This is a genomic window from Spirosoma radiotolerans (assembly GCF_000974425.1).
Lineage (GTDB): Bacteria > Bacteroidota > Bacteroidia > Cytophagales > Spirosomataceae > Spirosoma > Spirosoma radiotolerans.
Genome location: NZ_CP010429.1, coordinates 984421 through 1005714, shown reverse-complemented (window position 1 = coordinate 1005714; position 21294 = coordinate 984421). Strand labels below are relative to the sequence as shown.

The 21294-nt window shown below is 51.5% G+C and carries 14 protein-coding genes; 5 read left to right on the top strand and 9 right to left on the bottom strand.

Translation table 11 applies throughout. The features are described from left to right. Nucleotides 1-24: 24 nt before the first annotated feature. Complete coding sequence (locus tag SD10_RS03930) at nucleotides 25-222, bottom strand: hypothetical protein (RefSeq protein ID WP_148562377.1); 198 nt, start codon at nucleotides 220-222, stop codon at nucleotides 25-27. Nucleotides 223-398: 176 nt separating this feature from the next. Here SD10_RS03930 and SD10_RS03925 point away from each other — a divergent pair, with 176 nt between their 5' ends. The 5 genes from SD10_RS03925 to SD10_RS03905 all read left to right on the top strand — a co-directional run bounded on the left by SD10_RS03925 (nucleotide 399) and on the right by SD10_RS03905 (nucleotide 10186). Beyond that, on the top strand, nucleotides 399-3644 hold the full coding sequence (locus tag SD10_RS03925) for a SusC/RagA family TonB-linked outer membrane protein (protein ID WP_046375783.1): 3246 nt from the start codon (nucleotides 399-401) through the stop codon (nucleotides 3642-3644). Nucleotides 3645-3678: 34 nt separating this feature from the next. Next, on the top strand, nucleotides 3679-5277 hold the full coding sequence (locus SD10_RS03920; protein WP_046375782.1) for a SusD/RagB family nutrient-binding outer membrane lipoprotein: 1599 nt from the start codon (nucleotides 3679-3681) through the stop codon (nucleotides 5275-5277). Between the two features lie 12 nt (nucleotides 5278-5289). Further along, complete coding sequence (locus SD10_RS03915) at nucleotides 5290-5916, top strand: hypothetical protein (RefSeq protein WP_046375781.1); 627 nt, start codon at nucleotides 5290-5292, stop codon at nucleotides 5914-5916. A 211-nt stretch (nucleotides 5917-6127) separates the two neighbouring features. Then, complete coding sequence (locus SD10_RS03910; RefSeq protein ID WP_046375780.1) at nucleotides 6128-8959, top strand: M14 family metallopeptidase; 2832 nt, start codon at nucleotides 6128-6130, stop codon at nucleotides 8957-8959. 945 nt (nucleotides 8960-9904) lie between these two features. Then, nucleotides 9905-10186 (top strand): hypothetical protein, encoded by a 282-nt coding sequence (locus SD10_RS03905; RefSeq protein WP_046375779.1) that lies wholly within the window; start codon nucleotides 9905-9907, stop codon nucleotides 10184-10186. 222 nt (nucleotides 10187-10408) lie between these two features. Here the strand turns inward: SD10_RS03905 and SD10_RS03900 are convergent, their stop codons facing one another. From SD10_RS03900 to kdpB, 8 genes are all read right to left on the bottom strand, one after another. Beyond that, entirely contained in the window at nucleotides 10409-11818 is a 1410-nt protein-coding gene (locus SD10_RS03900) for a DUF418 domain-containing protein (protein ID WP_169750807.1), read from the bottom strand. Between the two features lie 27 nt (nucleotides 11819-11845). Continuing rightward, on the bottom strand, nucleotides 11846-13231 hold the full coding sequence (locus SD10_RS03895; RefSeq protein WP_046375778.1) for a DUF418 domain-containing protein: 1386 nt from the start codon (nucleotides 13229-13231) through the stop codon (nucleotides 11846-11848). Between the two features lie 207 nt (nucleotides 13232-13438). Further along, nucleotides 13439-14281: a ThuA domain-containing protein gene (locus tag SD10_RS03890; RefSeq protein ID WP_046375777.1), complete on the bottom strand. Its 843-nt coding sequence runs from the start codon at nucleotides 14279-14281 to the stop codon at nucleotides 13439-13441. A gap of 42 nt (nucleotides 14282-14323) precedes the next feature. Continuing rightward, nucleotides 14324-16156, bottom strand: coding sequence for an ATP-binding protein (locus tag SD10_RS03885; RefSeq protein ID WP_046375776.1), 1833 nt, complete (start codon nucleotides 16154-16156; stop codon nucleotides 14324-14326). Between the two features lie 5 nt (nucleotides 16157-16161). Next, a complete protein-coding gene (locus SD10_RS03880; protein WP_046375775.1) occupies nucleotides 16162-17286 on the bottom strand; it encodes a sensor protein KdpD in 1125 nt (374 codons plus the stop codon). A 35-nt stretch (nucleotides 17287-17321) separates the two neighbouring features. Further along, on the bottom strand, nucleotides 17322-18470 hold the full coding sequence (locus SD10_RS03875) for a porin (RefSeq protein WP_046375774.1): 1149 nt from the start codon (nucleotides 18468-18470) through the stop codon (nucleotides 17322-17324). A gap of 89 nt (nucleotides 18471-18559) precedes the next feature. Continuing rightward, a complete protein-coding gene (locus SD10_RS03870; RefSeq protein WP_046375773.1) occupies nucleotides 18560-19123 on the bottom strand; it encodes a K(+)-transporting ATPase subunit C in 564 nt (187 codons plus the stop codon). 16 nt (nucleotides 19124-19139) lie between these two features. After that, complete coding sequence (kdpB, locus tag SD10_RS03865; protein ID WP_046375772.1) at nucleotides 19140-21224, bottom strand: potassium-transporting ATPase subunit KdpB; 2085 nt, start codon at nucleotides 21222-21224, stop codon at nucleotides 19140-19142. Nucleotides 21225-21294 lie beyond the last annotated feature (70 nt).

The window sequence follows — 21294 nt, the reverse complement described above, 5'->3', positions numbered from 1 at the left end:
ATGTCCCTGGCGGCTTTTGTGTGTTCAGTGATAAGCGCTTGTTGTATCATCGAAGTCAACCAGCCTCAGAGGATGCAGCGCTTTGCCTGTATACGACCGAACACATATCGGCCATTGCCCCATGATAGCCATGGTTGGTGTCTTCTTAAATGCCTTGCCGACATCCTGTTGCTCATTGGGCCTGAGCCGCTGCCGTTTTCGAACCGCTTCACTGACCATCACAAGCAAGAATCAATTCTTTATCATGCTATTTTTAGCAAGTAAAAAATATAATATGTAATTATAATAATTTAGTAAAATTTTATTCTGCATTATGACCTATAAATAAAACACAATAAATTATAATTGCCCTTTAATCTTTACAATCGCTTTTCTTATACTACTCTCTTTATACTTGTATGAAAGAACGTTTATTTGCTCTTCTCTTTTTACTTCCTCTTCTTTCCTTCGGCCAGCAGCGGGTTGTTCGGGGTAAGGTAAGCGATGCCGCCGGAAAGGAATCGCTACCCGGCACGACGGTAACGGTGAAAGGTGGTACGGTTGGAACAGTCACCGATGCCCAAGGAACGTATCAGCTACCCATTACTGACAAATCAACGACACTGGTTTTCTCTTCGGTTGGCTTCCAACTGAAGGAAGTCGTTGTCGGCAATCAGGAAATAATTAACGTGGCGCTGGAGGCCGATACCAAGCAACTCAGCGAAGTGGTCGTTACGGCAGCCGGCATCAAACGCGACAAGAATGCCCTTGGCTATTCCGTCAGCACGCTGGATGCCAACAAACTCGCCCAACGTTCTGAACCCGACCCGCTTCGGGCGCTCACCGGCAAAGTAGCCGGGGTAAACGTACAGGGATCGGGTGGGGCGGCCGGAGGAGCCACGAACATTACCATTCGGGGAAACTCGTCACTGGGCAATAACAACCAGCCGCTGTTCGTGGTCGATGGGGTTCCTTTTGATAACTCCAGTTTTGGTAGTACCGATGGTACCGTTGGGGGATCGACCATAACTAACCGGGCGTTTGACCTGGACCCGAACAATATTCTGACCATGACTGTCCTGAAAGGGGCCGCAGCAGCCGCTCTTTATGGCTCACGAGCCGCCAACGGGGCCATTATTGTGACCACCAAGGCCGGAAAAAGCCAGAGCAAGAAAGGGCTGGAAATCACATACAGCACCGGCTATTCCACAGAGACCGTTGCTGGACTGCCCGATTACCAGACCAAGTACGGTCAGGGAACGAATTTTGATTACCGGAGTGGTGTCTTCGGTTCCTGGGGACCACCCTACGCTGGGTACACGAGCCTGATTCCAACCCGGGCAACCATTCCGCATCCGCTCACGACCAATAACCGGTATCCATCGACGGTGTTTCCGGAGTTTTACCAGGCCGATGGCATTACGCCTATTCAGATACCCTATCAATCTTACGCTCAATCCAACGCTAAAAACTTCTTCCGCACGGGCAGCGTTTTCGAGAATGCCCTGTCGGTCTCGAATGCCAGTTCGAAAGGTAATTTTACGGTTGGCCTGTCCCGTACGGCAAACCAGGGCGTTGTGCGCGAGAACCAGATTACCCGCACAGGCGTGAACATCGGCGGAAATGCTCAGTTGGATAACAAATTCTACGTAAGTGGCGCGTTGAATTACGTCAATACAGATCAGGTTTCACCGCAGGTGACCGCAGCCAATGGCAGTGGTAGTTCCATCATGGACATTCTGATGTTTGTACCGACCAGTTATGACCTGACTGGTTTTCCCAACACAAATCCACTGAACGGCAACAACGTGTATGACCGGGTTGGTACCGACAATCCCTACTGGTCGGTGGTGAACAGCCCCACCATAAGCAAAGTAGATCGGTACTATGGGAACGTCGTTGTTGGTGTTGATCCGCTTCCCTGGCTGAATGTGCAGAACACGGTTGGGTTCAACGCCTATACCGACCGACGCATCGTCGTGAATGGAAAAGGGGGCGATTATTTCCCCAACGGCAACATCACCACCGATAATATTTACCGGCAGGAACTGGATAACACGCTGCTGCTAACGGCCACCAAACCCATTACGGAAAACATCGGCCTGAAAGTGATCCTAGGAAACAACGTTAACCAACGGCTCACCGAACGCCAGGTTGTGTTTGGCGACGGCATCATTTTCCGGGGCATCAACTCCCTGAATAACACCAGCGTTACCATACCCCGTGTGTTGCCCAACAACCGGAATAACTTTAAACAGCGGTACTTCGCCTTCTTCACCGACATTTCACTGGATTATAAAAACTTCGCGTTTTTGAACCTGGTTGCCCGCAACGATGTCTCGTCTACGCTACCGGCCAGCAACCGGAGTTACCTGTATGGGGGCGCCAGTGCGTCGCTAATTTTCACCGAAGCCCTCAAGCTATCGAAAGGGGTGCTGTCGTTCGGTAAAATCCGGGCGGGTTACACGCGGGTAGGCAACGAAGCTACGCCCTATCAGACCCAAACAGTTTACATCGCCAACCCCGTGCTAGGCGCGGGTTCCACTACAGGCGCCATCTCGTCGCCGTTTCTTGGCCAGAGCACCTTAACCGAGTCGGATCTGCTCGCCAACGCCAGCCTGAAACCAGAGTTTATCACCGAACTCGAATTAGGGACCGAGTTGCAGTTTTTCAACAACCGGATCGGCCTGGACATTACGTACTATAAAAAACTCAGTACGTCGCAGATTTTTACGGTCAATGCCGTCCCCTCGTCGGGTTATAGTCAAAAGGTGATCAACCTCGGGCGTTCCTCCAATGAAGGTATCGAAATTGGCCTGAATGCCTCGCCAGTGAAACTTAAAAACGGATTCAGCTGGGATATTTCGTCGGCCTTCACCCTGAACCGGAACATCGTTCTGGACATTGGTACACTGAAGGAACTGCCCTATGGTGGCTTCTCCGATTTAGGAAGCGTTCACATTGCCGGGCAGCCCTACGGTCAGATTCGCGGCTCGACCTATGCGAAAGATGAAGTTGGCAATATTCTGGTGAACCCGAACACGGGCAAACCCATTCTGAGCGGTAAAACCTCCGCCATTGGAAATCCTAACCCTGATTTTATTCTGGGCATCACCAATACCTTCAGCTACAAAGGCATTACGCTCAGCGCGTTATTCGATTGGAAGCAGGGGGGCGATATGTATTCCTTTACAGCCTACGAACTGCTGAGCCGGGGCGTGACTAAAGACACCGAAGAACGGGAAGCGATTCTGGTAGGCCCAGGCGTGTTGGGCGATGTAAATACACTGAAACCCCTGCTCGATGGCGAAGGCAAGAAAATCCCAAACAATATTGGCATTGGCGTTGCCGATTACTACTTCACGGGTGGTTTTGGACCGGGTGGTGCGGGAGAGACCAACATCTTCGATGCCACCGTTTTCCGGCTTCGGGAGGTTTCGTTGGGCTATCAGTTCCCAAAGAAATGGCTATCAAAAACACCGTTCGGATCGGCGTTCCTGTCCTTCAGTGGTCGTAACCTGTGGTATCTGGCTCCTAACTTCCCCAAGCACCTGAACTTCGATCCCGAGGTTAGTTCGCTGGGCGCGGGCAATTCGCAGGGTTTCGATTTTATCGGCATTCCAACGACGCGCCGACTGGGTGTCAATCTCCGGTTTAGCTTCTGATTAGTCCCTTATCATTTCCATTCGAACTCATCTTATGCGATTTATCATCCATATACGACGTCTTTCTTTGGTGGGCCTGCTGTTCATTGGCTGGTCATGCAAAGACTTTGTTGATATCAACGCCGACCCAAACAATCCCGTAACGCCAACTTTAGAATTGTTACTGCCCGCCACCCAGGTGTCGATGGCGGGTAGCCTGCGGGATGTGAATCAGGGCACCTCCATCCTGATGCAACAGTTGTACTCCAGCAACACGAGCCGCAATTTTCAGGACGGCACCGACTACCAGCAATCCTGGAATGCCCTGTATACGCAGGTCCTGAATGACATCGAAATCGTTATTCGGGAAGGCACCCGCCTGCAACGGTGGGATTATGTTGCTATTGCCAAACTGGAGAAAGCCTACATCTATAGCCTCATGGTGGATTTGTGGGGCGACATTCCGTACACGGATGCCACAAAAGGCAATGGCGTTTCTGACCCGGCCTTCGAGAGTGGCTCGGCCATTTACGATAAGTTGTTTCTGCTGATCGACGACGGTCTGGCCGATGCCGCCAAAGGCAACTTTGCGATCCAGCCAACCACCGCCGACATCATTTACAAGGGTGACAAAGCGGCCTGGATCCGCATGGGGAATACCCTGAAACTGAAATTATTCAATCAGATTCGGCTTGTTCAACCCGACAAAGCGAAGGCGGGTATCAGTGCCTTACTCAGCGCCAACGCGCCCCTGATTACGACTAATGCGCAGGATTTCTCGTTTCGCTTTGGCACCACCGAAACCCCGGCCAACCGCCATCCCTGGCACCGAACGGAATACCAGGCAGGCAAAAGCTACTACCTAAGTCAGGGATTCATTGAGCGGTTATTCAACACTGACGATCCCCGGATTCGGTACTACTTCTACCGGCAGACATCGAACTACACGGTTGGTTTCACGCCAACCGGAAATGGCTACTTTGGCCGTTACACGGGCGATGCCAGTGCGTCGCCCAACGATAACGCCCTGAAAGCCACAGTAGGCGTTTATCCGGCGGGTGGTTTGTACGACAACAGCCCAATCAATAATGTGCCTGCTACGAATGTCTTCATCACCAACACCGGGGCAACGTCGGCCCCCAAAGTGGTTACGAACTCAGACGGCACCGGGGCGGGTGTGTTTCCGTTTATAACCAACGCCATGGTGAAGTTCATGCTGGCCGAAGCAGCCCTCACCCTCGGCACGACCGGCGACCCTAAACAATTGTTTCAGGATGGCATTACGGCGCATCTGAACAGCGTCAATACGATCTCCACAACGTCGGGCAATTCGGCACCGCCCATGGCAGCGGCTACAATCAGTGCGTTTGTTGCCAACCGGGCGGCTCAATACGATGCCGCTGATGCAGCGGGGAAATTAAGCGCCGTGATGACCCAAAAATACATCGCCCTTTACGGCAATGGCATCGAAGCCTACACGGACTACCGCCGGACAGGCTTACCCGTATTACCTGCACCCATTGCCCCATTGAATACATTCCCGCTACGGCTTTCTTATTCCATTACGGAATTAGCAACGAACGCGACCATTTCGGACAAAGCCGATCAATTGCAGGCCGCTCAACAAACGACACCTGTTTTCTGGGATAAATAATCTGACGGAACCATGAAAAAGATATTTTTATACGCTTCTCTCCTGCTGCTGGTCGGACTCGATGCCTGCAAAACAGAGGATTATGTTTGGGAAAACTGGGCCTACACGGCCGTTCCGCTGGTTGCGGTCAATATCGACAAGTCGGCACTACCGACCATCGCGACAGCCAACACCTCGTTTTTTGATCTGGGCGCGGCCAACCTGGGCAGTCAGGTCTTTGAATATACGCTGAAATGGGAAGGCTTCGGGAAGGCCGAAGTAAGGTCAATCGATGTCTATCTGGGCTTTACCAAAGCAGCCGCCAGCGGTAATCCGGCCTACCCGATCGTTGTTTCGCAGCCGGGTGGTCTTTACCCCAGCGTGACCCAGTTTCCGCTTCCGAGCCGGGTTGGGGCAAGCGATAGATTATACGAAACGGTAACGCAGTTCCCTAAAACGTTTACCGTAACGGCAGCCCAACTAGCGGCCTTCACAGGCACCAACCTTAGCACCGTTGCGCAGAACGACTATTTCATCTTCAAATTTATCCTGAACCTGGCCGATGGCCGTCAGATTGCCGGTTTCCAGGAAAACGTATGCGATGAAGCCCGCGGTGAAGTCGGCGACTGCCGGGTTGGCGTGCGTTTTCGCAAGAAGTGATTTATTTACTTACCTCCGGGGCCCGTGCGGTCGGCGTTCCGATTCTCACGGACCACATTCGCATCAGCAAACCATCCGGTCAGGCGGTCCATGAAAATCGGAACGCCGACCGCACGGGCCACGGAGGGAGCGCTGACCGCATAAGCCACAAAAGTTTTACACATAACTCATTACCTTACAACTCCTTTTATTAACCTACTTTCCCTCAACAATGCGCTATTTTTCCAGTCTACTTTTCGGTACGCTGCTGCTTAGTCTCACATCGGCCTGGGCACAAACGATTCCGTCGCCCAAAGAGCATTTTGGCTTTACCATCGGCGATGATTATCAACTCGCTACCTACACGCAAACGGAGGCCTATTTCAAAAAAATAGCCGCAGCCTCCGACCGGGTAAAACTGGTCGATATTGGTCTGACCGAAGAAGGTCGCCACCAATACATGCTGATTGTCTCCTCCCCGGCAAACCTCAAAAAATTAGACCGCTATAAAGAGATTTCCCAGAAGCTGGCCCGCGCCGAAAACCTCACCGACGAGCAGGCCCACGCCCTGGCCGACGAAGGCAAGGCGATTGTCTGGATCGACGGAGGTTTACATGCCACCGAGACCGTCGGGACGCACCAGCTCATCGAAACGATTTATCAGTTGGTTAGCCGCAAAGACCCGGAAACCTTACGCATTCTGGATCAGGATGTCATTCTGCTGACCCATGCCAATCCTGATGGGCAGGAAATCGTAACCAATTGGTACATGCGGGAGGCTACACCCGAAAAACGTTCGCTGGATAATGTTCCCCGCCTGTACCAGAAATACGTCGGGCACGACAACAACCGCGATTTCTTCATGCTGAACATGAAGGAAACCCAGAACATTGCCCGCCAGTTGTTCGTCGAATGGATTCCGCAAATCATGTACAATCACCACCAGAGCGGCCCTGCGGGGTCGGTGTTGGCGGGCCCGCCGTATCGTGATCCGTTCAACTATGTGTTCGATCCCATGATGGTGACAGGCATCGACGCCCTGGGCGCTGCCATGATCAACCGGTTGAACAGCGAGAACAAACCCGGCTTCACGCGGTTGGGCGGCTCTGTCTTCTCGACCTGGTACAACGGTGGTTTGCGGACCACAACGCACTTCCACAACATGATTGGCCTGCTGACTGAAATCATTGGCGGACCAACGCCCGAAAGCATCCCGCTGGTTCCCAAGCGCCTGATTCCGAATGGCAATACGCCCTTCCCGGTTACGCCACAAAAATGGCATTTCAAGCAATCCATCGATTATTCCGTGTCGCTCAACTACGCGGTGCTGGATTATGCCGCTCGCCAGCACGACCAGTTACTGTACAACATCTACCGCATGGGCAAAAACTCCATCGAGCGGGGGAGTAAAGACTACTGGGCCCTGTCGCCGAAGCGAATCGATGCCATCGACGAAGCCTATAAAAACGACCCGAAGAAAGTGGTGCCGCCCACCAACGCAGCGCTGGCGCAGTATGGCTTTATTCCCAAAGGCGGGGGTATGCCGATCAAATACTATGACACCATCATGAAAGCGCCCGTTTTGCGCGATCCGCGTGGGTTTATCATTCCAGCCAATCAACCGGATTTCGCCACCGCCGTTAAGTTTGTCAACGCGCTGATCAGAACGGGTATTCAGGTTCAGAAAGCCACCGCCAACTTTAGCGTAGCGGGCAAAAAATACCCGGCAGGTTCGTATGTGGTGAAGGCCGATCAGGCTTTCCGGCCACACCTGATTGACATGTTCGAGCCACAGGATCACCCCAACGATTTTCAGTATCCGGGTGGCCCGCCGGTTCGTCCGTACGATGCCGCTGGCTGGACACTTGCCTACCTGATGAATGTCAAATTTGACCGTGTTCTGGATGGTTTCGATGGTCCCTTTCAGAAACTACCCTACGGCGAACTCCAGTCGCCGGAAGGTCATATTACGGGCAATGCGGGGGCGGGCTATCTGTTGAGCGCCAAATCGAACAATTCCTTTATCGCGGTAAACGACCTGCTCGCGTCGGGCGTTGAGGTCTATCGCCTGCCTAACGGCATTGGCGAGAAATCGGCGGTTGAAGCGGGTGCTTTCTTTGTTCCGGCATCGGCGAAAGCAAAATCACTGCTGGATAAATCGGCAAAAGACCTTGGCATCGACGTAACCGCCCTGTCGAAACGGCCGGGTACAACGCTATCGAAAGTAGCCCCCATGCGCATTGCCCTGTGGGACACCTATGGCGGCTCGATGCCGTCGGGCTGGATTCGCTGGATGATGGAGCAGTATCACTTCCCCATGAAGGTAGTCTATCCATCAGACATCGACGCGGGCGACCTGCGGAAAAAATTCGACGTTATCGTTTTTGTGACCCGCGCGATTCCACCCGTTGGCGGCAAAGATGAAGACATTTTCAGCCTGTTCGGCTCGGAGCCAAAGGTTGAAAATACGCCCGCTGAATACCGTCCATGGATGGGTAAAATCACAGCCGCGAAATCAGTTCCACAGTTGAAAACATTCCTGGAAACAGGCGGAACCGTAGTAACCATTGGGAGCAGTACCAACCTGGCCTACCACCTGGGCTTACCAGTCAAAAATGCGCTTACCGAGATGACCACCAGTGGCGTCGAAAAGCCGTTGCCTGGTGAGAAATATTACATTCCAGGTAGTGTGCTCCGCGTAAATCTGGACTCGACCCAGCACGCAACCTGGGGCATGTCGAACAAGACCGATGTGTATTTCGACGCCAGCCCGGTGTTCAAAATAGCCCCCGATGCGATTGCCAAAGGACTGGTAAAACCACTGGCCTGGTTCGACAGCGGCAAACCACTGCGCAGTGGCTGGGCCTGGGGACAATCGTATTTGCAGGATGGCGTGGCTGCTTTCGTCGCCCCGGTTGGCACAGGCAAACTCTACGCATTCGGCCCCGAGATCACGTTCCGGGCGCAATCGCATGGTACGTTCAAGCTTCTCTTCAATCAGTTATACAGCACCGGTTCGGCTAATCAGTCGGGTGTCGATGCCGTAGCAGGCAGCGGGCAATAAATGATAGCGAACAGCTCAACTGGCTGAACCGCTTAACACATTAGAGGGGGACTTTGCTCATAGTGAGCCGAAGTCTCCCTCTGACTTTTTAGGAGATTTTAGTTACTAACTGATAAACCTATATGCATAACCGTTGCACTTTCCCCAACTCGTTTTACAAGTAAGATAGACTCGAATAAGATCACTTAATGTACCGTTAAATACCCATATCTGGCGATTGACGTTTCTGAGCCGCCCGCGAAAATACATACGACTTAGTGCTCAATTGATTTTTATAATAAACCCTCATCTTTTAGTCGTTATTTATACATCTAATTAATTATCCGGGCACTTACATAAAAAAATCAGCTATATATTAAAAAAAAATTCTGCATTTATCGACAAAAAAACAGGAGCCTATAATTAAAAGTAGCCAATAAATAGTTTACTAATTTCACTTGTTCTTACCAGTACGTTTGCCTTCCCGTTTACTTATTTCTTCTATTAACTAGTCCCTTTTTTCAGCAATTTATTCAACCTAAATGCCTGAAAAAGTGAGTTATACAGGCTGAGACTTACGGATAAATACCGATAAATATTTTATTCAATAATTGTCCCTTATTTATTGACAAGCTTGCATTAATAAGCATCATTTGTCGAACCGTCTTAAAGGAAATGAACAGGCTATAAGAGTAAATTTATATACATTAAACGGAACAAGTAAATAATATTAGACTATACAGCTTATATTGCGAACAAATTGTTTGCACAATTCACTATTATATCCATTATTAAGGATCGTAACTACTTAATGAACATGAACCACCATCTTTTATTACCTATTTTTTCCAATTCACAAACACATTTATTTACTGTACATATAGAGTAAACCTGTACACTTTTTCATCGAGTCCCCGTTTGCCAAACGGAAAACAATCAATTTCTTCTTTATCCATTCTTGAAGTGATGAACGTACAGCAGTTAAACGAATTAACATTTTCTGAGCAGTTAGTACTAATCCCCATCAAAGGGCGCTTTATCGCTGAACGGCAGGGCAGCGACCGCCACGTTAAGCTTTATTATTGGGGCAACCATTTTATTGAGATTTATTACAGATGGCCGCTCAATCGCGGATTGGGTGCACACTGGGAGCCTTATCAGGTGAGCGCTTTTGTCGATAACGCGGGTTGTGCAGACCGGCTCACTCCTTATGTCGAACAACTGACGTTGTGCGATCTGCAAAAATAAAAATAAACAACAGCGCAGGTTTTACGGCAATACACCCCGTAAAACCTGCATGCAAAGAGACCATTACATGTTTCTTTTATCTGGCGTTGTGTGTAGTCGAGTAACGTTAGGTTGACCTTTGACAAAGCTGTGATCCATAATAACCTGATTGTCAGCATTACCAGCTTTGTCAAAGGTTTTTGCGGCATGCCACTTTTTACTCATAAAACGGGAGGGTACCCATTAAACAGTAGCTAATGTCCGGCGCATGGGCTGCATTTTCCAGTAGGTGAGCGAACGCCAGAGCCATTCAAACGGACCAAACAGAAAGTACTGCAACCAGATTGGCGACACGATCAGCTGAAAAATCCACACGCCGACAACTACGTAATACAGCTCATAATGAGCTAGTTTCCCGTAATACCCTAACCCATAGCCGTGAAAAAACAGTGTGCAGATAATCGACTGCATCAGGTAATTAGTGAAAGCCATTTGCCCTACAGCCGTAAGCGCCCGCATGAGCCAGGGCACTACCTGCGACCGGTAAACGAGCAATAGTAAACTGGCGTGCCCAAGGGCCAGCAAAACCCGCCGGATATCGTAAAGTTGAAACGGCAGCGTTCGGTAGTTATCGACCATCTGTCCGGTATGTTGTACCCAGTCGATCTGGGATACGACGGCGTAAAACCAACTGATGGGCAATCCCAGGCCATAGCCTACAAGCAGCGTAACCGCATAGGTCGAGGTAGGGAGCTTGTTGGAGAAAAACCCCCACTGAAGAAGCGCCATGCCGATAAACATCATTAGCAGCATATCCCAACTGCCATAATACGTGTAGAATGTTTCGGAATTACTGTTTTCAGGGAGTAAATGGGCGAAGACCGTACCGTAGTCGCTTCGCATTTCTTTACGTTCTTTTGCATCTTTTTTAGGATTCGGCGCGAAGTTCTTCTCAAACTTCTCCCAGGCAGCCTTTGCTTCTTTCTGTTTTTCCGTGGGCTTTTTATGCGCTTTTTCCAGGTTAACGGCTTCCAGATAACCCGCCCGATTCCCACGTAAATTACTGTACCACAACTCGGGGCGAATGCTGTTGATGCCCATGCACACCACGGCCAGCCCAATTAGCCAGACGGCTTTGGTCTGGCGGAAGGGATACAGCAGCATGCCACAAAGGCCGTAGAAGAACAGAATATCGCCCCGCCACAAGAGGACGTACGCATTGATGACGCCGAACAAAACCAGCCACAGCAGTCGTCGATAATAGTACTCGGCAACGGTCGGGCCGTTTTCCAGTTCTCGTTTATTTTGTGTAAACAGCACCATTCCAGCGCCGAAAAGCATGGAAAACAAACCGCGCATCGTCCCTTCAAAAGCCGTTCCTACAATGGCGAACGTGTAAAAATCAGGCCCCGTTGGATTGCGGAGGATCGCGTTGAAACCAGAACCCAGAAAACCAAAGCCGGGTATGTTCATCATTAAAATACCCAACAGTGCCATTCCCCTGATCAGGTCGATGGTTTGAATACGGTCCGCTTTGGCAACTGGCTGCGGGGCCAGTTCGTGAACAACACCCTGAGCATCGGACGGCCGGGTAGCGGCCAGCCCAGCTATGGCGGCATCAGCCGATATGGGTAAAATTGGATTCGTTTCCATGAACTAAGGAGTTTAGGTTGTACAAGACTAGGCAAGGATAGCGGCTGTAGCCGTGGGTTGGGGGTTCGATCGTAACCGCATCGCTTGCCACGCACCGTAGGTTAGCGAACGCCAGAGCCACTCCAGCGGCCCAAATCGGAAGTAGGTCAGCCAGACAGTACTAAAGACGGTCTGTATGAGCCAGACCTCGGCAACGACAAAATAGAGTTGATACAGTTTCAGATCGCCATAATAACCCAGGCCATACCCATAAAAGAACAGCGTGCACAACACCGATTGCATCAGGTAATTGGTAAAGGCCATCTGCCCAACCGAGCGGACGGCTTTCCAGAGCCAACTGGCGATGCCGAGCCGGTACAACAGCAACACCAAACTGGCCCAGCCGATGGCCGAAAAAGCTCGTTCGAACGGCATCAGAAAATCGGAAACCGGGAGGCTGTTGCGGCTAACATAGCGGGTAAAATCAACGACCGCCATCTCGTAAGTAGGCAATGAAAACCAGGCCATTACCTGCCCAATCAGCAAGCCACCCGTGGCCAGCAGCGCGTAATCTTTTGTGGAAAGCTGGTTCGAGAAGAAACCCCATTTGAACAGCGCCATTCCCAGCAACATCATCGACGTAATATCCCACAACCCGATCTGATAGAAAAAGGGAGCCTCCATCCGCTTGATTTTAGGCGCCTGATGGTTCCAGACGCTTGCATAGTCGGAGCGCATCGCCAGCACATCCGCTTTGTCTTTTTTCCGATCATACTGGCTCTCCTTCACCATACCTTCCCAGGCCGACTTATCGTCCTTTTGTTCGTCGGTGAGCTTTCCCTTTTTGTTCTTTTTTTCGAGGGCCGTAACCTGCTGAAATTTCGCATACGCCTGCTTCTGTTCCGTAAATTTCCAGTACACCTTACCACTGTAAATCAGGCCCGTAAAAACGGCACATAACAGCAAAGCGCGGGGCGACAACCGATTGAACGGAAACAGGAAAATACCTACAATGCCGTAGTGAAACAGAATGTCGTAATGCCACAGCAAGCCCCAGGCATTGATCAGTCCGAAAACGATGAGCCATAGCTGACGCCGGATCAACAACTCGGGGGCGGCCATGCCCGAACCTGTCCGGCTCTTGGCCAGAAACAAAAGAATGCCTGCGCCAAACAGCATGGAAAATAGCGCCCGCATCTTGTTTTCAAACAGCACATGCACCAGCGTCATCAGCCAGTAGTTGCCCCCGTGCGGATTTCGGACAAGTTGCTGAAGGCTGGCTTCGGTGAGGCCGAACCCCTGAATGTTCATGAGCAGAATGCCAAGAAGGGCAACACCCCGCAACACATCCAGCGATTGAATACGCTCCGTCTGCGCAACCGGGCGAACATCTGCAACGTACCCACCCGTTGCAGGAGAGACTAAAGTTTCCATTAAAATACTACGGTTTAGATAGACCTACCAGCACAATAGACAATTGACTGTCAATGCAATATGAATAAATAATCCATAGGCTGGCCACTGGCTTTACTAAACGGAAGCGAAACGTGAGGGCCCCATAATTGTCAGGTTAAGCTCGTGGTGCTGTCAGCACACAGGTGGGCCTTGAGGACACGGCCCACGGAGTTGAGCTAAACTTACTTACCGAATGGGAGTATCCCGGGAATCTGCGTAGGCTTTGCTGAAATCAATTTTCGTGACCTGTCCGGCTACGTACCGAATTCCCTGAAAAATATGTCGGATGAAGGTCGTATCGGTTTCATAATCGGTTTTAGCGTGGCCCAGGGTCGTGCACCAGGTATAGCCCCCATCGAAATTGTAGTACCAGGCTGAGGGGTAAAGTTTGGTATAGGAGCCCCCAAAGGCTTTTACTTTTTCGGGCTCGTCCTGATTGAGGGTCGTCAAGTCATTGGCCATAATGACCGTTGGGCCGGGCGACATGTCTTTGGTGAAATAGAATTCATCCTCCTTTTGCCACAATTTGGGTAGGCCCTGCATGGACGGATTTTTCGTATCGATCACCTCAATGGTAAATTTCTGAAATTTCGGATGCCAGGCGAAGGTGCCACCAATCATCCGTTTGAACCAGTCCCAGTTGCGCTCGGTGCCCATAACGGAGTGAATACCGACAAAGCCGCCCCCTGCTTCAATGTATCGCCGAAAAGCCAGCCGCTGGGCATCCGTATCGAACACATCGTTGTTGGTGCTTGGAAACAGCAGGAGTGTATATTGCTTTAGATTAGCTTCCGTGAAAACCGTGGGCTGGTCGGATACATCGACCGAGAAGCCATTCTGCCGGCCAAGATTTTGAATGCACTGAACGGCGTTTGGAATATTATCATGTACATACCCCTTCCCGTTTTTGGTGTACACCAGCACCTTAACTTTTTTCCAGTTAACCGCTGTGTTCTGACACCAGGCCATACGCATACTAAGCAACAGCAGTACGATACCAACAAGTCCTACGGTACTGATTCGATTCATCGTTTGTGTGTAGTTAATGAATCTATAAGTACCAAAGCCAGTTTATCTACGCGTGTTCGTCGGTTCGGCGTCGATGGGGAGCCGAAAAAAGAAAGCGGCACCGTCCGTTACGGACGTATCTAGCCCAATTTGCCCATTCATGCTCTGAATAAATTCGCTCGAAATAGCCAGCCCAAGCCCCGTGCCACTCGTCGACGCTTCGTTGACCTGCCCATTTACATTGGGCGCTTTGAAATAGCGGTCGAAAACCCGGTTCTGGTGCTCCGGTCGAATGCCCGAACCATAATCGCGCACCCGAAACTCAACAAACGTGTTGGCCTTGCGCGCCGATACCTCAATCACCCCGTCGGCAGGGCTGTGCCGAATGGCGTTTGACAGAAAATTGACCAACACCCAGGAGGCTTTATCGGGGTCGGCCAGCACAATGGGTAGCCCGGCGGGTGCGGTCACGGCCAGTGTAATATGTTTATTTTCGGAGGCTACCTTCAGCGCATTGGTGGCATAATTGACAATGTCGGCAGGCGCAACGGCCTGTATGTTCAACTGAATCTGACCCGATTCAACCTGCGCCATGTTAAGAAGTTCGCCAGTGAGGTTAAGCAGCCGGTTTATGTCGTCACCAACATTGGCAACGAGCGCCTTCTGTTCCTCATTCAAGGCACCTACCCGACTGTCCTCCAGCAATTTAAGACTCATCTTACTGCTCGACAGGGGCGTTTTCAGTTCGTGCGAGATGGTAGCGATGAAGTTAGTTTTTGCCAGGTCCAGCTCTTTGTAGGGCGTTATGTTTTCGAGTACCATCACATATCCCGCCAGTTGGGGCTGATCTTCGCCCGTAGGCGTCACTTCCACCGTATGCGTCCGTCGGTTAAAATAACTTTCTTTCCCCTCCCCTTCTGGAGCGGCCCCGTTTAAGCCGGAACCCTCCGGACCGGGATCATAGATTTTGAGGAAACCATTGCGTTCGGGCTCGGCTTTGTTCCCCGACATCACATCCTGAATCAACGTCCGCATCAGGTCATTCGACGCAGCCACGTCGGGGGCATATTGACCAATCAACTGCGCTTCCTCGACGCCCAGCAGGCGGCAGGCCACCGGGTTGGCAAACAGAATCCGCTTGGTTTCGTCCATCCCCACAATGCCTTCGCTCATGATCTGAATGAGCGTATCAATCCGGCGTTTTTCAAACAGTACCCTGGCCAGACTGGAGTGTTCGTATTCGTCCAGCTTCTGCGCCATTAAGTTGAACGAGCGGGCCAACTCACCAAATTCATCGTTGGATTCAATGTGCAGGCGCTCTTCAAAGTTGCGTTTGGCCACCTGCTTGATCCCGCGCGTTAGCTCCCGAACCGGATTGGCCACGTAACCGGGGAAATTAATGATAAACGAAAACAGGATCAGGAAGCACAACGTCCCAACGGCCAGCAACCACAACAGGGCGTCTTTGGCCGTTTGTTTGGCAATTTCATTTTTTCGGATGATGGCCTGCCGGTTCAGGTCATCGAGCCCAAATAAGTGCTGCCGAATGTGCGAAACGATAACCGGGTCCAACGTGCCGGTTCGTATCCGGTTAAACTCCCGGCGCAGGCCACTGGTCAATTCCAGTTCGCCAACTTCGGTAATGTTAGCCTCCTGCTTTTTTAGGTTTTGTTCAAACTCAGACAGTCCATCGGGGTCGCGTTCAACCGGGTCCGTAATCATCGCCAAGGCCTTCTGCATATTGCTGGCGTACTGGAGCGAAATATAATTATCCTTCAGTATGGCCTGCGAATCGTTGGAAAGCTCGTTCAGATAGTACGCGCCTAAGCCACCAAGCGCCACAATAATGGCGAACATAAAGGCCAGGGCAGCCGCTATTTTGCTTTTAATGCTCATGGCTACTACGAGAGTATGATTAGGTCGGTATCGGAGCCCGACAGTTTAGTGAGAAGCTGGTTAAAGGCGTTCGTTTGTAGAATAATCTGGAGCAGCGTCAGGTGTGGTTTACCAATGCAAACCGTTGTTACGTTTCGTTTCTCTACTTCAGCCATGATGCTATTGACGATGTTACTGCTTTTCACCTGGATAACCTCAGCCCCGAGTTCCGTGGCTACTTTTAGGTTGTTGATCAAATGGCGTTGCACATCGAGCTTGATGCGATCCGAACGTTCGTCCGGGGTTTGCACATACAGCACAAACCAGCGCGAGTTATAGTAAGCGGCCAGTCGCGCTGTTTTGCGAATCACCCGGCGGGCAATTTCATGATTGGAGCTGATGGCGGCCAGAAAACGATCGGGCTTGGCCTTCACACTCGACGGCAGCGACGTTTCTATTTTCCGTTCAACGGCCGTGGCCACCTCGCGCAGTGCCAGTTCGCGCAGTTGCAGAATCCGCTCGGGCTGAAAAAAGTTGTTAAGCGCCGTTTCAACCTTTGTTCGTTCGTATATTTTCCCGTCTTTAAGCCGCGTAATCAGCTCGTCGGCGGTCAGATCGATGTTCACTACTTCATCGGCCATTTGCAGCACCCGATCCGGCACCCGTTCGGTCACATCGATACCCGTAATGGTGCGCACCGATGCATGCAAACTCTCAATATGCTGAATATTGACGGCACTGACAACGTTGATACCAGCATCCAAAATCTCGACAACGTCCTGCCATCTTTTTTCATTCTTCGAGCCGGGGATGTTGGTGTGCGCCAATTCATCCACAATCACCAACTCGGGGTGCAGGTTGAGAACGGCCTGCACATCCATCTCCTCCAGTTCCCGCCCGCGATAAAACAAGGTGCGCCGGGGAATGATCGGAAGCCCATCGATCAGCGCGTGGGTTTCGGCCCGTTTGTGGGTTTCGACAAACCCGATCTTGACGTCGATGCCCGCGCGGAGCAGGGCATGCGCTTCCTGCAACATACGGTACGATTTGCCCACGCCCGCACTCATGCCAATATAAATCTTGAACTTCCCCCGCCGTGACTGGCGGAGGAGATTTAGAAAATGCGCTGCGTTCTGGTCGTTGGGGCTCATCGGGTTGGCACCGTTGTCGAATTGACGAAAATGGTTTAAAAACTAACCGCTAAACTCGTTGTCAAAGCTGTATTTGTTTTGCTCAGATTGGTTTTCGAGTCAAAGATAGCATCTTGACTATCATACACTTTCCCCTCCACTCTGAACAGGGCATTGGGCAGAATAGCATAATCGATGTTGAGCGAATACCCCCAGGTTTTGAATCCGTTGGGCGTTCCGGTAGCAATAATCACCCCATTCTTGTCATCGTAATACTCAACCCGTCCCGCCAGCTTAACCGCGTCGCTTACCGAATACCGGACAATGGCCACCGGCGAATACCAGACATAACTCCCGGACCCGACCCGCCGATCACCCGCACCGATGGGCTTCCGATCGGCGCCAAGGTCGAAACCAAGAATGGCGCTCACCCGCCGATTGGGATTGATGATGGCGTAGAAATTGTTAAAAAAGCGCGTCTGCTTCAACGAATCAGGCCGGTCGCTGCCCAGAAACGAACTCCAGTTCAGGACCAGATTGGCGTTGGGTTTATACTGGACCTGTGTGCTGAGCGACGGCCCCGAATAACCCGGCAGTTTGGCAATCCGCTGCCAGCCATTCAGTACGGATCCCAGCAAGGTCCATTTGCCATTCGGGGTATTGTAGGTCAGCTTGGCGCCCGACAGGTAGTACGGTGAATTCTCAGCCAGTATACTTCGGGTCAATGTCCAGCAATCTTTCGAGATGGCGCTTTCGAAGCCAATATGGGACGGAAAAATACCCGCATCCAGCCACAAGTCCTTTGTTTTACTCAACTTTACACCCGCATTAGCTTCATAAATATTCCTTACCAGCGGTTGCTCGGCGGCATAATTATACTGCGCATAGGTGCCCACCTGAATGGCGAGATTAGCCCGGACCCGGTCGCTGGTGTAGGCACCTTTAATAAACGCCAGGTTCACGTTCACTTCCCGATTCCGTTTGTGGTTGTATAAAAATCCGGGCCGCTCCTGACTGGTTTTGGGGGCCGTAAAATCGTGTGCGTAATAGGCTTCGACATAGCCGGAAACGGTTAGTCCGGCGTTGGCTGTCGTGGTGGCAGCCGTCGGCGCTGGAGCCGACGACGTAGTTGAATCCGTCGTTTGCGCTACAGCAATTGAGAAACTGGCTATTAAAACGGCTACTGTGGTAATAAACTTTTTCATACTTGTTGTTGAGGCCGACTAACCGTCCATCCACCCGGATGAGCGATTCGTCGGCCTTATCAGGAATGGATCGAATCAGGCGTTCAGCGTTACTTAAGTTGGTCCAGCGCAACGTTCAGGGCCAGTACATTCACGGTCGACGGACCGAACAAACCCATCAATGGGCCTTTCGTGTGTTCATCAACCAGTTGTGTTAGCCGTTCCGTGGAGATACCCCGAATTTTAGCTACCCGTGCCACCTGAATTTTGGCCGCTACAGGCGACAAGTCCGGATCGAGCCCTGAACCCGATGCAGTAACTAACTCAGCGGGAATATCCTCTTTCCGAACGCTGGGATTATGCACCAGAAAGGTGTCGATACGCGCCTGAACCGTTTTCAGGTAATCGGGGTTCGAAGGGCCTTTGTTGGACCCCGCCGAACCAGACGCATTGTAGTCTACGGCCGACGGACGACCATTGAAATAACGATCTTCGGTAAACTTTTGACCAACTAAGGCATAACCAACTATTTTTCCGTTGGCCGTTACGGTTTCCCCTTTCCCTTCTCCCGGTGCAAACCGGGCAACGCCCGCTACCACAAGCGGATAAACAATGGACAGAATGACCAGCAGAACGAGCGTCAGGCGAATGGCTGGAGCGATGTGATTTTTCATGATGTTAGTTTTTATATTAGACAAACAGGCCCACGACCAGGTCGATCAGTTTGATGCCAACGAATGGAGCGACGATGCCGCCGAGGCCGTAAATGAACAGGTTGCGCCGAAGCAGCGCCGATGCGCCAATGGGTTTGTACTCAACCCCGCGCAGGGCCAGCGGAATCAGCATTGGGATAATAATGGCGTTGAAAATAACCGCCGACAGAATGGCCGACTCCGAACTGTGCAGTTTCATGACATTGATCGCTTCCAGCGCCGGAATCGATACAACAAACAGCGCCGGCACGATGGCAAAATACTTGGCCACGTCGTTGGCAATCGAAAAGGTGGTCAGCGTACCCCGCGTAATGAGCAACTGCTTCCCAATTTCAACGACTTCGATCAGCTTGGTCGGGTCGTTATCCAAGTCCACCATGTTACCGGCTTCTTTGGCTGCCTGGGTGCCGGAGTTCATCGCCACACCCACATCGGCCTGGGCCAGCGCCGGGGCATCGTTGGTTCCGTCGCCCATCATCGCTACCAGTTTACCACCGGTTTGCTCATGGCGGATGTAATTCATTTTATCTTCCGGCTTGGCTTCCGCGATGTAATCATCGACGCCCGCCTTCTCCGCAATAAACTTGGCTGTCAGGGGGTTATCGCCCGTGACCATCACGGTTTTAACGCCCATTTTCCGTAACCGGTCGAACCGTTCCGAAATACCCGGCTTGATAACGTCCTGCAGTTCGACAACCCCCTGCACCTGCTCGTTCTCGATCACGACCAGGGGTGTTCCGCCATTACCGGCAATTTTTTTCGCCTGATTTTCGGTTTCGACCGGAAACGTATTGCCCGCCCGCGTGACGATGTTTCGAATCGAATCCGTAGCCCCTTTCCGAATCCGTAGCGGAGCGCCATTCGGACCGCTGGGCATGTCGATACCCGACGAACGTGTTTCGGCAGTAAACTTGATCAGCGTAGCGCCATCGGTCGACAGTAGCGAAGTCACGTCGGGCCCCCAGTTACCACTGCGGGCCAGTTCGACAATCGACTTGCCTTCCGGGGTTTCATCGGCCAGCGAACTAAGCGCCGAGGCCCGAATCATATCCGATTCGGGAATACCGGGCGCCGGATAGAAATTCGTTGCTTTCCGGTTACCAATGGTGATGGTGCCGGTTTTATCCAGCAGCAGGGTATCAATATCACCCGCCGTTTCGACAGCCCTACCCGATTTAGCAATCACGTTGGCCCGCAGGGCGCGATCCATACCCGCAATTCCGATAGCCGAAAGCAACCCGCCAATGGTCGTTGGAATCAGGCAGACGAAGAGCGAAATCAGTGCTGCAATGGTGATGGGCGTATTGGCATAATCGGCAAAGGGTTTCAGGGCCACGCAGACGATAATAAAGATCAGGGTAAACCCCGCCAGCAGAATCGTCAGGGCAATTTCGTTGGGCGTTTTCTGCCGGGTTGCCCCTTCAACCAGGGCAATCATTTTGTCCAGAAACGATTCGCCGGGCTGGGTGGTCACCTGCACTTTAATGCGGTCCGACAATACTTTGGTACCGCCCGTCACCGATGATTTGTCGCCACCGGCTTCCCGAATGACCGGGGCCGATTCGCCCGTAATGGCCGACTCATCGATGGTGGCGAGCCCTTCGATGATTTCCCCATCGGACGGGATAATGTCGCCCGTTTCGCAGAGAAACACGTCGCCTTTGACGAGTTGTGCCGACGAGATCATCTGTACTTCGTTGGTGTACAGGTTGCCCACTGACCGGATGACTTTGGCGGGTGTTTCCTGCCGCGTTTTCCGGAGCGATTCGGCCTGTGCTTTCCCCCGTGCTTCGGCAATGGCCTCGGCAAAGTTGGCAAACAGAATGGTGAGCAGCAGAATAAACGTAATCGACACATTGTAGGCCAGTGACCCCTGTGTGGTATCGCCCGTAATGGCGATGTAGGCCGTTACCAGCACCATCACGACGGTGCCGATTTCGACGGTGAACATAACCGGATTCTTGATCAGAATAGCCGGACTAAGTTTGACAAATGACTCCCGTACGGCCGTGCTGATCAGATCGCGCTGGAACAGTGAAGGAGATGAATTTTGCTTTGCCATTTTTGGTATTTATATAATTAGTTAGTGATGCATCAGGCATTTATCTTGCTGATATATCTAAACTGAAGTG

Excerpts from the sequence above, each read along its gene's own strand:
- SD10_RS03925 (WP_046375783.1), top strand. The coding sequence starts at position 399 with ATGAAAGAACGTTTATTTGCTCTTCTCTTTTTACTTCCTCTTCTTTCC.
- SD10_RS03920 (WP_046375782.1), top strand. The coding sequence starts at position 3,679 with ATGCGATTTATCATCCATATACGACGTCTTTCTTTGGTGGGCCTGCTG.
- SD10_RS03915 (WP_046375781.1), top strand. The coding sequence starts at position 5,290 with ATGAAAAAGATATTTTTATACGCTTCTCTCCTGCTGCTGGTCGGACTC.
- SD10_RS03910 (WP_046375780.1), top strand. The coding sequence starts at position 6,128 with ATGCGCTATTTTTCCAGTCTACTTTTCGGTACGCTGCTGCTTAGTCTC.
- SD10_RS03905 (WP_046375779.1), top strand. The coding sequence starts at position 9,905 with ATGAACGTACAGCAGTTAAACGAATTAACATTTTCTGAGCAGTTAGTA.
- SD10_RS03900 (WP_169750807.1), bottom strand. The coding sequence starts at position 11,818 with ATGGAAACGAATCCAATTTTACCCATATCGGCTGATGCCGCCATAGCT.
- SD10_RS03895 (WP_046375778.1), bottom strand. The coding sequence starts at position 13,231 with ATGGAAACTTTAGTCTCTCCTGCAACGGGTGGGTACGTTGCAGATGTT.
- SD10_RS03890 (WP_046375777.1), bottom strand. The coding sequence starts at position 14,281 with ATGAATCGAATCAGTACCGTAGGACTTGTTGGTATCGTACTGCTGTTG.
- SD10_RS03885 (WP_046375776.1), bottom strand. The coding sequence starts at position 16,156 with ATGAGCATTAAAAGCAAAATAGCGGCTGCCCTGGCCTTTATGTTCGCC.
- SD10_RS03880 (WP_046375775.1), bottom strand. The coding sequence starts at position 17,286 with ATGAGCCCCAACGACCAGAACGCAGCGCATTTTCTAAATCTCCTCCGC.
- SD10_RS03875 (WP_046375774.1), bottom strand. The coding sequence starts at position 18,470 with ATGAAAAAGTTTATTACCACAGTAGCCGTTTTAATAGCCAGTTTCTCA.
- SD10_RS03870 (WP_046375773.1), bottom strand. The coding sequence starts at position 19,123 with ATGAAAAATCACATCGCTCCAGCCATTCGCCTGACGCTCGTTCTGCTG.
- kdpB (WP_046375772.1), bottom strand. The coding sequence starts at position 21,224 with ATGGCAAAGCAAAATTCATCTCCTTCACTGTTCCAGCGCGATCTGATC.